The organism is uncultured Erythrobacter sp. (assembly GCF_947502395.1).
Classification (GTDB): Bacteria; Pseudomonadota; Alphaproteobacteria; order Sphingomonadales; family Sphingomonadaceae; genus Erythrobacter.
This window is the reverse complement of the sequence record NZ_CANMZM010000003.1, coordinates 313,504-328,940: the sequence shown is the minus strand read 5'-3', so window position 1 is coordinate 328,940 and position 15,437 is coordinate 313,504. Positions and strand designations below refer to the sequence as shown.

Annotated in this window: 11 protein-coding genes; 2 read left to right on the top strand and 9 right to left on the bottom strand. The window is 56.3% G+C overall.

Going from position 1 to position 15,437, the window contains the following annotated elements; translation table 11 throughout:
• Nucleotides 1–11: 11 nt before the first annotated feature.
• Together Q0778_RS12870 and Q0778_RS12865 are read right to left on the bottom strand one after the other, a co-directional pair.
• Nucleotides 12–2,264: a molybdopterin cofactor-binding domain-containing protein gene (locus tag Q0778_RS12870; protein ID WP_298336588.1), complete on the bottom strand. Its 2,253-nt coding sequence runs from the start codon at nucleotides 2,262–2,264 to the stop codon at nucleotides 12–14.
• 3 nt (nucleotides 2,265–2,267) lie between these two features.
• A complete protein-coding gene (locus Q0778_RS12865; protein WP_298301180.1) occupies nucleotides 2,268–2,750 on the bottom strand; it encodes a (2Fe-2S)-binding protein in 483 nt (160 codons plus the stop codon).
• A gap of 99 nt (nucleotides 2,751–2,849) precedes the next feature.
• On the opposite strand from Q0778_RS12865, the gene Q0778_RS12860 reads away from it, so the two are divergent.
• Nucleotides 2,850–3,188: a tRNA-binding protein gene (locus Q0778_RS12860; RefSeq protein ID WP_298336586.1), complete on the top strand. Its 339-nt coding sequence runs from the start codon at nucleotides 2,850–2,852 to the stop codon at nucleotides 3,186–3,188.
• Nucleotides 3,189–3,192: 4 nt separating this feature from the next.
• Here the strand turns inward: Q0778_RS12860 and Q0778_RS12855 are convergent, their stop codons facing one another.
• The 3 genes from Q0778_RS12855 to Q0778_RS12845 form a co-directional block, all read right to left on the bottom strand.
• Nucleotides 3,193–5,166, bottom strand: coding sequence for a tetratricopeptide repeat-containing sulfotransferase family protein (locus tag Q0778_RS12855; protein WP_298336584.1), 1,974 nt, complete (start codon nucleotides 5,164–5,166; stop codon nucleotides 3,193–3,195).
• A gap of 73 nt (nucleotides 5,167–5,239) precedes the next feature.
• Nucleotides 5,240–7,891, bottom strand: coding sequence for a TonB-dependent receptor plug domain-containing protein (locus Q0778_RS12850; RefSeq protein ID WP_298301173.1), 2,652 nt, complete (start codon nucleotides 7,889–7,891; stop codon nucleotides 5,240–5,242).
• A gap of 373 nt (nucleotides 7,892–8,264) precedes the next feature.
• Complete coding sequence (locus tag Q0778_RS12845) at nucleotides 8,265–9,995, bottom strand: BCCT family transporter (RefSeq protein WP_298336582.1); 1,731 nt, start codon at nucleotides 9,993–9,995, stop codon at nucleotides 8,265–8,267.
• A gap of 301 nt (nucleotides 9,996–10,296) precedes the next feature.
• On the opposite strand from Q0778_RS12845, the gene gdhA reads away from it, so the two are divergent.
• Nucleotides 10,297–11,649: an NADP-specific glutamate dehydrogenase gene (gene gdhA, locus Q0778_RS12840; RefSeq protein WP_298301167.1), complete on the top strand. Its 1,353-nt coding sequence runs from the start codon at nucleotides 10,297–10,299 to the stop codon at nucleotides 11,647–11,649.
• Nucleotides 11,650–11,832: 183 nt separating this feature from the next.
• On the opposite strand, the gene Q0778_RS12835 is transcribed toward gdhA, so the two are convergent.
• From Q0778_RS12835 to Q0778_RS12820, 4 genes are all read right to left on the bottom strand, one after another.
• Nucleotides 11,833–12,678: an enoyl-CoA hydratase/isomerase family protein gene (locus Q0778_RS12835; RefSeq protein ID WP_298301164.1), complete on the bottom strand. Its 846-nt coding sequence runs from the start codon at nucleotides 12,676–12,678 to the stop codon at nucleotides 11,833–11,835.
• Between the two features lie 100 nt (nucleotides 12,679–12,778).
• Nucleotides 12,779–13,576: an SDR family NAD(P)-dependent oxidoreductase gene (locus tag Q0778_RS12830; protein ID WP_298336580.1), complete on the bottom strand. Its 798-nt coding sequence runs from the start codon at nucleotides 13,574–13,576 to the stop codon at nucleotides 12,779–12,781.
• A gap of 33 nt (nucleotides 13,577–13,609) precedes the next feature.
• Complete coding sequence (locus Q0778_RS12825; protein ID WP_298336578.1) at nucleotides 13,610–14,524, bottom strand: hypothetical protein; 915 nt, start codon at nucleotides 14,522–14,524, stop codon at nucleotides 13,610–13,612.
• A gap of 19 nt (nucleotides 14,525–14,543) precedes the next feature.
• A complete protein-coding gene (locus Q0778_RS12820) occupies nucleotides 14,544–15,326 on the bottom strand; it encodes a CmcJ/NvfI family oxidoreductase (protein WP_298336576.1) in 783 nt (260 codons plus the stop codon).
• Nucleotides 15,327–15,437: the final 111 nt, after the last annotated feature.

The following is a 15,437-nucleotide window of genomic DNA, read 5'->3' as shown; positions in this document are numbered from 1 at the left end:
CAGTTACAAGCTCAAGCAAACTGCTTGGCGATTGGTAGATCGCGCAGTCGCTTGCCGGTCGCCGCGTAAATCGCATTGGCAAAGGCTGGCGCAGCAGGCGGAGTGCCTGGCTCCCCCGCCCCGCCGATCGGCACATCACCGCTGTTGATGATCACAACTTCGATCGCGGGCACCTCATCCATGCGCAACATTTTGTAATCGTGGAAATTGCTCTGCACGATTGCACCGTCTTTTAGGTCCAGCTCGCCATACATGGCCGCCGTAAGCCCAAAGATGATACCGCCCTCGATCTGGTTCTTGAAGCCATCCGGGTTCATCACATAGCCCGCATCGCAGACCGCCCAAGCGTTGACTAGCTTGGGCTTGCCTGAGGACATATCGACCTCGATAACTTCGGCAACGATTGTGCCGAAGCTCTCGACAATTGCGACCCCTTTGGAACGACCAGCCGCATCGGGAATATCCCAATCGCTGATCTCTCTCACCTTTTCCAAGACCGCCACGTGGCGCGGCGAGCCTTTGAGCATCTCCAAACGATATTCCAGCGGGTCGGCCTCCGCTGCGTGCGCAGCTTCATCGATAAAGCTCTCGATAAAAAAGCCTTGCTGCGAATGATCGACCGAACGCCATGCCTGAAATGGCAGATGCAGATCAGCCGTAGCCACACGCACGCTGGTGTTGTCGATATTGTACATCGCGGGCACGCAAGCTTCCGCTGGATCGTGGCGCTGGGTGAAGGCGTGGTCAAACGCAACAAGTTTGCCGCTCTCGTCGAGCCCAGCGCGCATCCGCGCGGTGTCTGCACAGCGATAGAGAGCCTTTTGCGTGTCTTCTTCTCGGCTCCAGATCATTTTGACCGGATAGCCGGTTGCCTCGGCTACGCGCGCTGCCATCGACATCTCGTCAGCACCAAGACGACGACCAAAGCCGCCGCCCAAATAGGGGTGATGCACCGTCACGTTCTCGGCGGAAAGCCCAAGAGTGGATGCAACCCCGCTGCGGGCCATCAAAGGCACCTGCGTGCTCGCCCATATGTCGCATTTGCCATCTGCCACATGCGCGGTGCAGTTGATCGGCTCCATCGGCGAGTGGGCAAGATAAGGCGCGCGGTATTCGGCCTTTATGGTCTTTGCTGCGTTGGAGAGTGCGCCTTGCGCATCACCCTTTGCCGCGGCCTCATCACCGCCCGTTTCGCCAGCCTCGTCCAAGGCTGCGGCAAAAGCAGCGTATTGATCATCCATTGTCTTGATCGGGCTTTCTGATGGGCTCCACTCGATCTGAACGGTGTTCATCGCCTGTTGCGCTTGCCAATAGCTATCAGCGACCACGGCGACGAAATTGTCCATGTTGAGGATTTGCAAGACCCCCTTCATCTGCTTGGCACGCGAAGCATCCATGCTCACAACTGTTGTGCCGGGGACAGGTGGGCGCACCACGGCGGCGTAAGAAAGGTCGAGACCCTCGGGTATAGAATCGATCCCAAATTCAGCAGTGCCGTTGATCTTGGCCGGTATGTCGGTGCGTGCCTTGCTCTTGCCCATCAGGCGGTATTGATCAGGTGTCTTCAGCTTGGGCGTCTGATCCATCGGCTGGTCAGCGGCAACGGTCGCAAACTCGGCGTATGGTGCTGACTTGCCCGATGCCTTGTGAAAGAGCGTGCTGTTTTCGGTGGTGATCTCGCCCACTGGCACGCCCCATTCGTCCGCCGCCGCGCCCACCAGCATTGTACGCGCAGCTGCGCCAGCGACGCGCATAGAGTGCTGACCCGTGGTGCGGATCGAAGATGAGCCTCCGGTGATCATCGCATCGGCCAATTTGGCGACTTGGGTGAACAAGCCATTCCAGGTGGGCTCGATCCAATCCGCCGCGTTCATCGTGAAAGGCGCAACGAACATGCGCGCAGTGTCAGTCACAACGTAAGAGCCATCGGCTGGCGCCTGCATCACACGAACATTTTCCCAATCCGCATCAAGCTCATCAGCTAGCATTTGCGCCAGCACCGAGTGCGCGCCCTGACCCATTTCGCAATGCGGGACGATGGCCGTGACGATGTTGTCCGTGTCGATCTTGACCCAGCTGTTGACCAGCTGCTCGCCCGGCCCGCTCGTCACTTTGGGTGCGAGCGCGCCGATCGGATTGCCCGGTCGCACGCCGATGCCAATCAGCAAACCGCCGCCTGCCAAGACACCAGCACCAATGAAACCGCGCCGGCTCCACTTGGCGAGCTTTGAGCGTTCTTTCTTCTCAGGAGATAAATCGTTCATGGATTAAGCCTCATCTTCGCTGCGCGGTTCAAGTTGGCCACTTGCGACCTTAATTGCGCGGCGGATGCGGGTGTAAGTGCCACAACGGCAGATATTGCCCTTCATCGCGGCATCAATGTCATCATCTGTCGGTGTCGGATTGTCGCGCAAAAGCGCGGTTGCGCTCATGATCTGGCCCGATTGGCAATATCCGCATTGTGGAACCTGCTCGCTGATCCAAGCGGCCTGGATCGCGCTCATCATGCCGTCGACCCCGCCGATCCCCTCGATGGTGGTAACCTCGCGCCCCTCAGCCATGCTGACCGGGGTTGAGCAAGACCGGACAGGTTGGCCGTCCAGATGCATAGTGCAAGCCCCACACTGGGCAATCCCGCAGCCGAATTTGGTGCCCACCATTCCGAGCTTTTCGCGCACGACCCACAGGATCGGCATCTCCGGTTCAGCATCAATGCTCACCGGCTCCCCATTGAGGATGAAATTTGCCAAGGCGTATCTCTCTTGCTTTTTGCTAAGTTGCGCCCTGCAATCTATCTCCGAGAGGGACGAAGTAAAAGTGCGAACGACTCGCAAAACTCAGAGGTATTGATGGCAGACATCTCATTCGATGATTTCCTGAAAGTCGACATTCGCACAGGCGAAGTCGTGAAGGCGGAACCCTTTCCAGAAGCGCGCAAACCTGCAATCAAACTGTGGGTCGATTTTGGCGGGGAATTGGGGGTCAAGAAGAGCTCCGCGCAGATCACTGATCACTACGCGCCTGAGGGACTTGCCGGGCGCACGGTGATGGCGGTCGTGAACTTTCCCCCGCGCCAAATCGGGCCGTTTATGAGCGAGATCCTCGTATTGGGTTTTGAGGATGCTGATGGCGCGATTGTGCTCGCCGCACCAGATCAGTCGGTGCCCAAGGGCTCGCGGCTGATATGAGGGGTTAGAGGTGGCCTTCCAGCGCCTCTTTTAGCGGATCAAGCCAGGGCTCAAACGGTTTCCACGCGTTTTGACCCTTTCGATTGATCGGCTGACGCACCTGTTCGGAGGACGCCGTTCGAACGGCGCGGTCGGTCTTGTGAAAGGCAAGACATTGCTCTTCGAATGGCATGTCTAGGAAGTCGAGCATTCTCCGCGTTTGACCCTCAAGGTCATCGAGAACGTCCTCATGCTGAACCCGCAAGACCTTTCCCGGAAGCACTTGGTCCCAATGGTCCATCAGATCGACATAATCGGCGTAGTATCGACCGACTTCTTGCAGGCCATAGGTAAACTCCTGACCTTCCGCGAACAGCTGTTTGAAGCCGGAGAAACAACAATCCATCGGCGCGCGGCGGGCGTCGATGATCTTGGCGTTAGGCAGGATCAGGTGGATCAACCCAATATGCCGGAAATTGTTCGGCATCTTGTCGACGAAAAACGGCGCATCTTGGCGGTGGATGCGGGTGTTCTCGATAAAGTCTGCCCCGAACTTCTCAAGCTGCTCAGCGGTCAAATCATGCAGCACTTGCGGATACAATGATTGCCCCGCCTTGCGCCCCCGGAGCCGGTGGGCAAGAGCCAGAATATTGGGCAGCTCAAGCGTCCCGTCGACCTGACTGTGGCTCGCCAAAATTTGTTCCAGCAGGGTTGAGCCAGCACGTGGGAGGCCGAGGATGAAGATCGGGTCGGGTGCTTTGTTCCCAGAGTCCCCATGCTTTGCGAAAAGCTCAGCGGTACAATGCTCTTTCTGCTTGGTAAGCTCCGCGCTCATGGCTTCGGCCTTGTACCGAGTTTGTGCTCGCTTCAGGCTGTTTCCGGCTTCGTAATGCTGGAACGCCGCCTCATAATCGCGTTCATCTTCCATGGCCTTGGCCAGCGCAAAGTTAAGGTGGACTCGGTCCATGAATGCAAGGTCAGACCGCTCAACCTGCACGCGCATCGCCGCGATCTCGCTTTCGCTGAAACTGTACGTCTTGAGGTTGGCAAGCGCATAATAGGCATCACCGTGGTCGGGCTTGGCCGCGATGGCTGCGCGGTAGCTTTCCTCTGCTTCACCCCGATCACCCTTGGTCTTTAACGCATGGCCACGGCTGGTCAGGCTGGCGGGATCATTGGGGAGCTTCTCGAGCACTTGATCGAAAAGCGTAAGCCCGCCTTCATAGTCGCCCATCTGAATGCGCTCGATTGCAAGTCGCGACTGAAAGACCGGGCTTTCCGGATCTCGCTGGATTAGGAGTTCGGCCTGCTCCAATGCTTCCGCAGATTTCTGACGGCGGCGCAGCGCGTCGATGTAATCGAGCCTGAGTTGCACATCATCAGGCGCAAATTCGACCGCGCTTTCAAGAAGGAACTCAGCATCATCCAATACGCCAAGTTCAATCCCGATTTTCGCCAGCAGCCGCATGCCCTCAATATGCGCCGCATCGCGGCCGGGATGGGTGAGCAGGTAATGGCGGCAGATTTCCTCAGCCCGCGCAATGCGTCCTTCGGCGACGTGATTGGTGACCGCGACCAATTCGCGCGGAAGCCGCGCAATCCGCTCTTGCTGAGCCTTTGCAGCGTTTGCCTCAGGCATACGTCCCGCGGCCGCCTCTAAACGCGACTGCTCGCGCCAGCTCGCCTCAAGCGCAGGGTTAAACCGGGTCGCGCGAGTAAACGCCGCCAAAGCACCAGCATTGTCGCCGCGCGCCAAGGCCAAATGCCCCTGCTCCTGCCACGAGCGGCCATATTCAGGCATGGCGGAATGCAGCGCGGTGAGGTACTCACCTGCCTCATCAAACCGCTTCAAATACCGGCACGCCACCGCCGCCATATAGAGCGCCTCACCATCCGATGGATTCTCGGCAAGAAGCGCCTTCGCCCCATCTAACCCCGCCTCAAACTCCCCAGCTTGAAGGGACTTTTGTGCGGATTGGAGTTGCTCTGTTCGGCTCATGGCGTTGCCTTAGACAGCAAAACGGCGGGAGTGAACACTGCCACCCCCGCCGCCTTTGAAAAGTCGCGTTCGATCAATAATCGAACGAAACGCGCATACCCACGGTCAAAGGGCGGTTGGTGATGATACGCTCACGGTCATTGCCGAAGATTCCGGAAATTTCCGCACGCTCATCGCTGAGGTTCTCACCGAAGATCTCAAAGCCCCACTGATCCGCTTTCACGCCGACGGAAAGGTCAAACGTGGTGTAGCTATCAAGCTGGATATTGTTGATCGCGATGATGTCAGTTTGCTTCGACGAAGAATAGGTCGCCTGTGGCTGGATGAATGCCTCAAGAGTGTCAGAGACATCCCATTCATACCGTGCCCGGATGTTCCCTTGGAAGCTGGGTGCGTATGCAAGGTCACTGCCAAGGACCACATCGGTGGTCGGGATGAGTATCTCTGTCACCTCGGTGTCAAGGATCGAGAATGCGCCTGCAAAGGTCAGACCCGGTGTCGCATAGGGTGCGATGGTGAAATCCGATTCAATCCCGTAAATCTCTGCATCCGCAGCGTTAGACGAGAAGAATAGGTTGGTAATCGACGGATCGAAAATCTGCGTTTGCAGGTTCGAGATATCAACAAAGAAGGCCGAGCCGTTCCAACGGAATTGACCGTCAATCAGGTCGAGCTTCCAGCCGATCTCGTAGTTTTCAACTTCATCGGTCTCAAGCTCGAACGGAACAACAAATCCGCCTGCACCGACAGCACCGCCGGGACGGTTGAGGAAACCAGGGCGGAAGCCTTCGGAATAGGTTGCGTAGAACAGCAGATCCTCAGTCGGCGTCAGCGTAATGGTCCCTTTGAAGATTACTCCGCTGGTTTCCGCCACATCGGGTGCCCGGATAGCGTTAAAGACCTGCGTTGCTTGAGCTTCTGACAGACCAGCGGCCTGAATATCGTCAAGACTGTCGTTCAGATCGAAGGTTTGACGTAGGTCGGCATTACACGATCCGATGAATGTGAACTGGCCATCTCCATCGTACAGATCACTGATGTTGGTGCCGAAAGCGTTCGCATCTTCCGCTGCGCCTGAGTTGCAGAACGAACCGTTGGCTGAACCTTCAAAGTCGACTTCGACATCATAGTAACGCGCGCCAAGTGTTACGCTCAGCAAGTCCGGAACCACATCAAAGCTGGCTTCACCGAATATCCCGAATTGTTCATCGGTGCGGCGAATGTCGTTGCGGAAAATCGTCGCTGCCGGGAACGGGCCGGGATCAGAGAAAAAGCCGGTTGTCTGCGGGAAGTTCGTTGCAAAGGGGCCAAATGGATTGGCCAGAACATTGCCAGGATAGGCAAAGTCTACACGTTCTTCGAGGCTGAGATCTGAATAAAAGCCGCCACCTTGGAAACGTACGCGCCAGTCGTCAGGCGTTGAGAAGCGCAGTTCCTGCGTGAACACTTCTGTGTTTGAGAACGAATTGATGAAGAGATTGGGGGCTTGGCAGGTCCCGCTTGGGTCTGCTGCGCCGGGATAGGTCACCGAGCCATCGCAGATGTAATACGGCAAATACTGCCCTGCGAAGAGGTAATCTGTGTAGTCCGCACGCTGCTCGCTCTCACGGTCGGTGTACGCGCCGGTGTAGATCACATCGAGCCAGCCGATGCGGCCTTCAACCGTCCAGCTTGTGTTCGAGAAATCGTCTTCGAGACGGTCTTCTTCGAAGCGCTCAATCTCTAGGTCACCAAGGCCGCCCAATTCCGGATCGGCGAAAAAGACACCGTCCGATTCAAGGCTCTGACGCTGGTGCGAGAGGTTGATGGTCCAGTCAGGTGTCGCTTCCCACAAAGCACTTACCCGGAAACCGGAATAGGTGGTGTCATTGAAGTTGTCCTGTGCAAGCCCGGCGTTGTCAGCTTGCAAGAAAGTGACGTCGGACAGGTCTGAGGTCGATTGGAAGCCAGCGCGAACAGCCGAAACCGGAACGCCATTGGCGCGGACGAAGCCTTCCGGACGGAAACGAGCGCTCTCGGTGAGATCGCGCGTGCCCGCGACATTATCGATATACCCGCCCTGATCGTCGAGATAGGCAACGCCACGAAGACCAAATGTTTCCGTGACAGGCACGTTGATCATAAACTCACCCTGATAGCTCGTTTCACCCCCTTTGGTGAAGCTAACACCAGCCGACGACTTGGCGGAAAAGCCCGAAAGATCAGGCTTGTTCGTAATAAGACGCACAACACCTGCTTGCGAACTTGCGCCAAACAGCGTGCCTTGCGGACCCGAAAGCACTTCAATCCGCGCCAAATCAGCGGCGTAAACGTCAAGGTTACGACCAGGCTGTGAGAGCGGCTGATCATTCAGGTAGAGCGCCACATTCGGTGCAAGGCCAGCAACACCAGCTACGGTGATGTTCGGCGTGGTGGATGCAAGGCCGCGAATGTAGATCGTGCTTTGTCCCGGGCCATTGCCGCCTGCGGTCACCGATGGAATCTGGTCGAGATAGTCCTCAAAAGTGTCGATATTGAGCTCGTCGAGTTGCTCTTCGCCGATCGCTGAGACCGAGATCGGCACGTCCTGCAGATCTTCGCTGCGGCGCTGTGCTGTCACGACGATAGTGCCTACCCCGCCCTGGCGTTCTTCAGCTGCGGGACCTGCTGCGTCCTGTGCGGCGGCAGGTGATGCGATTGCGACCGCCAACGCGCCCAGCGACGCGCCGGTTACAATGTTCCTCATTATGTTTTCCTTTTAACCTACGGATGGAGAGAACGGCGCGAAGGGATGCGCCACATCATCCAGGAACAGCGCGCTCAACATAGATTACCCGATTTGCAAATTATGGGGCGCGCTGTGAGGGCAGGTAACAAGAGCACATTGGGCTGGCCACAGCTTGACCCAGCATTTCCCAAAGCTCCAAACAACTGTTGCAATGAAATAACAATGTAAAAATTAGATATGAAAACTCATGGATTTTCCAAAATTAGCCTTCAAATTTAGACATTTTGTATAAAGAGTTTATAAGTAATTCTGAATATACTCTAGTTTTTTTGAATAATTTTCGAATTCTACCTATTTATACTGTGACACCTGGAAGTCTTGAGCCAAGTCCTTAGGTGGCTCTGACTTCGCCATCCCAGCTCTCACAGGCTTCAGCGGTCGTCGGTACACCGTGCTTTTTGCGAATGAGATCGAAGACAACCGCCTTGATGATCGAGGCACACATTGCGGCAAGCACAAGTGAGAACGGTAATGCGCCGATGATCATGGTAATCCGGATCGCCTCTATCCCACCCAAAATCAGCATGGAGCCAACCACAAAGGCAAGCGCCGTACCCCAAAAAAGGATGTGATAGCGGCGCGCTCCTTCATTGTCGCCGGCCCCATTGATCGTGTTGACAATCAAAATTGCGCTGTCAGCAGATGTAATGAGGTAAGTCATCAGCAGAACCACCACGAGCCCTGACACAATCGCGGCCGTACCGGGATCAAGCAAGAAAGCCAGCGTTGCGAAAAGCTGATCGGCCATCGGCGCGTCCACAATGGCTCCGCCAGCAACACCGCTGAGCTCCAGATCAATCGCAGTCCCGCCCACTAGTGCCATCCAGATAAAGCACATCAGCGAAGGCACAAGCGCCACACCCAACACATATTCGCGGATCGTGCGTCCGCGCGAAATACGGGCGATGAACATGCCCACGAATGGTGCAAAGGCGATCCACCAGGCCCAATACATCACCGTCCAGCCAAGCTGCCAATCAACCAGAGCACCCGCGGTTTCGCTGCCGTCGTCCTGGAACAGGCTGAACGATTGTGCAGGCAAGTTGATCACATAATCCCAGATGCCGACAGCCAGCAGCTGCAAGCCATAGAACCCCGACCCCACTGCAACGAACAGCGCGAGCAACCCCAAGGAAAGCGCCATATTGATGTTAGAAAGCCATTTGATTCCGCGACCAACGCCTGAAAGTGCGCTGACGGTAGACGCACCGACGAGGACCAGCAAAGCCATGATTATCGCTCCGGTCGAGGCAGTAAGACCCCCGCCATCGGCGCCCTCCACCATCAGCCAGTCGCCAAACCCGATACGATAAAGGCCTGCGACAAACTGCTCAACCCCGAAAGCGAGCGTGTAGGAAACCCCCAAGATCGTCGCGACGACCGCGACGACATCCACTGCGTGACCGGCAAAGCCCGACATCCGCTCACCAAACAGCGGTGCAAGGCTAGAACGGATCGTCAGCGGAAGCCCCCTGCGGTGGGCCACATAACCAATGCCGAGTCCCACAAATGCATAGGTGCACCAAGCGCCAAAGCCCCAGTGCAGGAATGTGTATATGTAAGCTGGCCGCACCGCTTCGGCAGAGCGCGCCTCGATCGCACCACGGATAATGTCCGGATTGTTCGAGAAGTGCGCGAGTGGTTCACCAGTTGAAAAGGTGAGCATCCCGATGCCGATCCCCGCTCCAAACAGCATCGAAAACCAAGAAGCCCGCGAAAATTCAGGCTTTTCACCGGGAGCGCCAATTCTCAAACTGCCGATCTGCGGCACCAGAACCAGCACCATACTGCAGATGACAAGGAAAGCGACGAGATAGACGTACCAGCCGCTAAACGCGCTGATGATCGTTGAATTCGCGACCGCCAGCGTCTCCATCGCGTTCACGGGAAAGAAGATCGCCCACATGATGATGAGCGAGACAATAATCTTCGCAGGAATCGTCACTTCTCGGCTGAACCCGTCGTAAAACCCACGGTCATGGGTATCGATAGGGAGCACTACGAGGGGTGGCGCTATTGGCAGATCAGTACTAGCTGTTTGGTCAGCGCTCTGGCTGGTCATGAATAAAGCGATCCGCGTTTGGGCCAGAATAGGGAGGCCCGGTTCCTGCCAGACATCCGATGAAGAGCCCGGCCACGCGCTTCTTCATGGGCACGCTTGCTTTGTATAAGCGCCTACAAGGCTTCGACCCATGTTTGCAACCCCGCCGGTGCGCCACAGACCCGAAGTGCCCCAGACTGAGAATGGGCGGGTAAGCAAATGTGCATCCTTGCACTTGCGTGAGAGGCACTTTGCGAGGATAACGCCTTCACGCAAAACAAATAAGCGGTCGCGTTGTTCTCAAATTGGGGGGAGTTTAACAATGCCGGTTTCCGACCACGTAAACCTATCACAATTCATGGAAGGCGTGAAAAAGCGCAATCCTGGACAGACCGAGTTCATCCAGGCAGTTCATGAAGTTGCTCAAGATATTTTCGAATTCATGGCCGATAAGGTCGAGTATCACGAAGCGCAGATCCTGCGCCGGATCGCTGAGCCTGATCGAATCGTTTCCTTCCGCGTTTGCTGGGAAGACGACAATCACAACATCCGCGTACAACGTGGCTGGCGGGTCCAGAACAACAATGCGATTGGCCCCTACAAGGGCGGCATCCGCTTCCACCCTTCGGTGACTGAGAGTGTTCTGAAATTTCTCGCCTTTGAGCAAACCTTCAAGAACTCGCTCACCGGCCTTCCCATGGGCGGCGGCAAAGGCGGCGCGAACTTCAACCCTAAGGGTAAATCTGACGCAGAGGTCATGCGCTTCTGCCAAAGCTTCATGTCAGAACTTTACCGTCACATTGGACCAGACACTGACGTTCCAGCAGGCGATATTGGCGTTGGCGGGCGCGAGATTGGCTATATGTTTGGCCAGTACAAGCGCCTGACCAATCGCTGGGAAGGCGTTCTGACCGGCAAGGGTCAGGAATATGGCGGCTCGCAGATGCGCCCTGAGGCAACCGGCTATGGTGCGGTCTACTTCCTGCAAAACATGCTGAAGCACAAAGGCCGGGACATCGAAGGCCACACCGCGGTGATTTCGGGATCAGGCAATGTGGCAACGCACGCTGCCGAGAAGATCACGCAGCTTGGTGGCAAGGTTTTGACCCTGTCTGATTCGGGTGGATTCATTCACGATCCGGATGGCATCACTCAAGAGAAGATCGATTGGGTGAAGCACCTCAAAACCGTCAAACGCGGTCGAATCAGCGAATATGTTGATGAGTTCAGTGGTGCCACCTTCCACGAAGGCCGTCCTTGGAACGTTGCAGCAGACTTGGCATTACCTTGCGCAACGCAAAACGAGCTCAACGAAGACGAGGCCAAATCGCTAGTTAGCAATGGCTGCAAAGGCGTTTCCGAAGGCGCGAACATGCCGACAACTCTGGAAGGCGTGAAGGTCTTCCACGATGCCAAACTGATGTACGGCCCCGGCAAGGCCGCGAACGCTGGCGGTGTCGCAGTGTCTGGTCTGGAAATGAGCCAGAACTCAGAGCGCATCAGCTGGAATCATGAGCGCCTAGGAGAAATGCTAACCGACCTCATGCAAGGCATCCACGAGAAGTGCACCGAATATGGCGACCAAGGCGATGGCTATGTGGACTATGTGAAGGGCGCAAATATCGCGGGCTTTAAGAAAGTGGCCGACGCGATGCTGGCGTTCGGCGTGGTGTAAGCAGCAGTCGAAAGGCGAACACAAGAAAGGGGCGCTTCCTTCGCGGGAAGCGCCCCTTTCTTGTGGCGTGGCAACCGACAGCGGACCTTCCGCTTGCGACCCATAAATGGACATCATATTCGCCGGAAAGAAGAGCCCGGCCTACTGTTTCAAGGCCGGGTTCCACTCAGTTGAAGCCTTGGCTCAATTGATGTCCTGAACGTCCATCACGAGCTTGCTCCATTTGCGCTGGTTCTCGATATCGTGCTCGAGCCCTTGCTCGTCAGCAATGCGGAAGCGCTCGAGTGCCGGAGTCTTGCTCGTAGCCTGATAGAGCCAGTAGACCTCGGCTTTGAGCGCCTCATCGATCGGCTTATCGATGGACTCATAAACCATCTGTTTGCAAGCGTTGATTGATTCCGCCGGGAATTGGGCGATGCGGCCCGCGAGATTATCGACGTATTCACCGATCTCATCCGCATCGAGCGCCTTATTGATTGTGCCGAGACGCTCGGCATCATCGGCATCGTAATCTTGCGCACTCAGAATGATCTCGAGCGCTTTGCCGAGGCCAGTTTGGCGAGCCATGCGCGATGCACCGCCCCCGCATGGTAGGATACCCATGCCGACTTCCATCTGCATAAACTTGTATTTGCCGCGCGCTGCGAAGCGCATGTCGAGCGCGAGCGCCAATTCATGGCCGCCGCCGCGCGCAAATCCTTCCAGCTTCGCGATCGTCGCTTGCGGGACTTTGCTGATCCGCTCGCAAACTGCTTGGAGATCAAGCAGCTGTGCTTCGTCACGCGATACAGCCTCGTCTGACATGTCTTTGAGGAGTTCAGTGTCATAGTGACAGACCCAGATTTCAGGGTTGGCCGACTGGAAGATGACGACCTTGGTATGACGGTCGCGCTCAAGCCGCATGGCGAGACTGTTGAGGTCTGCGAGCATCTCCTGACCCTGGACATTTACCGTGCCGAAGTCGAAGGTGACCCGCATGACAGGGCCATCTTGATCGACTGAAAACGTTGCAAAACCTTCATATTTCATTGAATTATCCTTTCTCAAAGGCGGTGGATTGAGGACGTAGTTCTCCCAGCGACCAAAGCGCGTGCTCCGGTCGGACTTGGTTGCCGAATTGCCTGGATGATCAGCTAATCAGGTGTTCGACCGCTTCGACGACGCGCTTGTTTTTGGCCGAATCCAGAGCGTCAGGATGGGGCTGCGCGAAGGCTTTGCGATCATTGTCGTAATATCGACCCGAGGCGTCTGCGAACTCCTCACTGAGTGCGGCTCGCGTCAGGATATCTGCCCCGATCTGCAAATCTTTTCCGCTCTGGCCGTAAGCATCTTTGACCATCTTGCTGCCAAGAAAAGACGCTGGATTGACCGCAATGATGGAGGGGCCGTTTGCATCCAGTTCCTGACCAAGCTCTGCCGACCACATGGTCAACGCCAGTTTGCTCTGTGCGTAGGCAGCGTTGTCGGAAAAGGAGCGCTTGTTCAGAAAATCATCGAGCTGCACCGGTGACTGAGCGGCAGAGGACAAGTTCACCACGCGTCCAGTCGAACTGAACATCGGCAAAAGCAGTTTTGTCAGCAAGTAGGGCGCAACAGCGTTCACAATAAAGCGCGTATCGTAACCGTCTGCGGTGATAGGATGCGAGGTCACAAAGACCCCGGCATTGTTGATCAGCACATCAATTGCTTCGAAGCCGTTCTTGATTTCATTTGCCATCGCCCGAACTGCGGACAGGTCTGTTAGATCGGCGCGGTATGTGTGTACCTTACCCGCCCCCGGAATGTTGGCGATCTGCGCCGCCGTATCCTCAAGCTTCTGTGCGCTTCGGCCGTGGAGCAGGAGCGTATGCCCCTGCGCGGCGATCACTTTTGCGGTCTCGAAGCCGATGCCATCTGTTGCACCGGTGATCATAATTGTCTTGGTCATATCTTTGCTTCCCTTTGTCTTCGGGTAATCTTGTCAGAACGGGGCAGAGCCATCGGACGTAATGTTCGGCACGCTCCAGCGTTCTTGCGGCGAGGCAGGCTCTCCAGACAGCCCGTGTTGATCCGGGATCTGGCCATGCTCACCGGAGAGCCACAGAACGAAGTTGTGCCGCTCGCCATTCTTGATCGACTTGGAGGCGTGCATGGCGCTGCCGTGGTGGATGAGCGCCACACCGGGCTCAAACGTCAGGTCCGCCATCTGCTTGTTGACGGGGTCTATGAAGCGCACCGTTGATCCCTCATACTCTTCGCCAGGAAGGTTGAGGTTGACGTTCAGCGTTACGCTTGACGCATCGGTGTGCGCGCGAAGGTCCTTGTCACCCCCCGCCTGCCACTGGATCGAGAAACCAAAGGTCTGGCTGTCATATCCATAGACATCGGGGAACAGGAGCCGCGCAATAGGGCGCATAAAGTGGTCCATCAGGTCGCGGTAGAACGCTTGGAATATGGGCGCTGCCAAGTATCCTTCCGAACGCGGATCCAACATGCCCCCGCCCTTGTTGAGCACAATGCCATATGGCGGGCGCACTGGAATGCCAGCATCAGACACGCGCGCCATGTAATCGCGCAGCTCGCCCAGATTCTCAGGGTTGAAAAACTGCGCTTTGTAGACGCCAGGGAAAACCTCTTCGAAGAGGTCCGCAACAGCGGCTTCCTTGCTGGGATCGTCCCATGCGGCCTCCACTGCCTTCAAAAGCGCAGGGGAATAGAGCGAGCGATCAAGGGCGATGCCGCCGTGACCGTTTTCGGCTTCCCACTGGCTCCAAGCGTCCTCAAATGTGTGCTTATTGGTGTTCCAGAAGTGGTGGACCGACGGGGCTCGTGCAAGCATTTCTTCGCGGCTGGGGCGCAGGACCGTGCGTGCCTTATCAAGTGTGGTGGTAGACATATGAATTGCCTTTCGTGCCTCAGGAATAGCGGACGAGCGTGCGGCTCTCGATACTCTTGCGGGGCGTAGCCGCCGCTTTATCGGACGGCAGGTCGAGCGCGCTGTGCGCCAGATGAGGGCGAGAGCGATTGTCGTAAATGTTGAAGACAACAATCTCGTCTGGTTTCATGTTCGAATGATAGAACCACTCGTGGTTTTCATTCGCGGCAACGCCCAGGATCTGACCGAACCGATCAGGGTAGATCAGGCCGATATCCATCCAGTCGCCAGCTTTCGTCGACTGTGGGCGAATGAACCCGAGCGGAGAGCTCTGGATGACATTCTGGACAGGGCGCCATACATTCACAAAGCCATAGCCTGCTTGCTTGAATTCCTGCGCACGGTCTTCACCGACAAGGTCGATCAAGCGCTGTTCTGCGCCCTTTTCATTGTAGTCATTGTGGACGTTGCGAGCAGGACGCCGCGAGGCCTGAGGATCATCGATCCGAACCGTATGGTCGAAGACTATGACCTCCTTTGCGCCGATGCGCGCCTTCAGAAGATCGGTCAGCTCTTGATCGTAAATGGCCTTCCAGCTTTCTCCACTCTCGAAGTCTTCGACAGCCGAAACATGGCCAAGAAACTCGATCCCATCGCGGTCGAACTGGGGGTGGGCATTGCAGCCGCGGAGGTCGGTCACCTTGATCTTGGTCTCGATCAATTCGGGAGAGACGAGGTTTCCAACAATACCGTCTACGTCGAACTCGAACGCTTGCGGCGTGCTTTTCTTGACGTGGTAGTTCACGCTTGCATCGATCTGCATGGCAGTTCTCCAACTGTGTGGCGGCGCGATCTGCCGCCTTGTTGGGATTGATATATTACCACCACTCAGACTATAAAACCGCATGATTTTCGATACAGAATATGGAATTGG

Excerpts from the sequence above, each read along its gene's own strand:
- Q0778_RS12860 (WP_298336586.1), top strand. The coding sequence starts at position 2,850 with ATGGCAGACATCTCATTCGATGATTTCCTGAAAGTCGACATTCGCACA.
- Q0778_RS12820 (WP_298336576.1), bottom strand. The coding sequence starts at position 15,326 with ATGCAGATCGATGCAAGCGTGAACTACCACGTCAAGAAAAGCACGCCG.
- Q0778_RS12855 (WP_298336584.1), bottom strand. The coding sequence starts at position 5,166 with ATGAGCCGAACAGAGCAACTCCAATCCGCACAAAAGTCCCTTCAAGCT.
- gdhA (WP_298301167.1), top strand. The coding sequence starts at position 10,297 with ATGCCGGTTTCCGACCACGTAAACCTATCACAATTCATGGAAGGCGTG.
- Q0778_RS12850 (WP_298301173.1), bottom strand. The coding sequence starts at position 7,891 with ATGAGGAACATTGTAACCGGCGCGTCGCTGGGCGCGTTGGCGGTCGCA.
- Q0778_RS12870 (WP_298336588.1), bottom strand. The coding sequence starts at position 2,264 with ATGAACGATTTATCTCCTGAGAAGAAAGAACGCTCAAAGCTCGCCAAG.
- Q0778_RS12825 (WP_298336578.1), bottom strand. The coding sequence starts at position 14,524 with ATGTCTACCACCACACTTGATAAGGCACGCACGGTCCTGCGCCCCAGC.
- Q0778_RS12845 (WP_298336582.1), bottom strand. The coding sequence starts at position 9,995 with ATGACCAGCCAGAGCGCTGACCAAACAGCTAGTACTGATCTGCCAATA.
- Q0778_RS12830 (WP_298336580.1), bottom strand. The coding sequence starts at position 13,576 with ATGACCAAGACAATTATGATCACCGGTGCAACAGATGGCATCGGCTTC.
- Q0778_RS12835 (WP_298301164.1), bottom strand. The coding sequence starts at position 12,678 with ATGAAATATGAAGGTTTTGCAACGTTTTCAGTCGATCAAGATGGCCCT.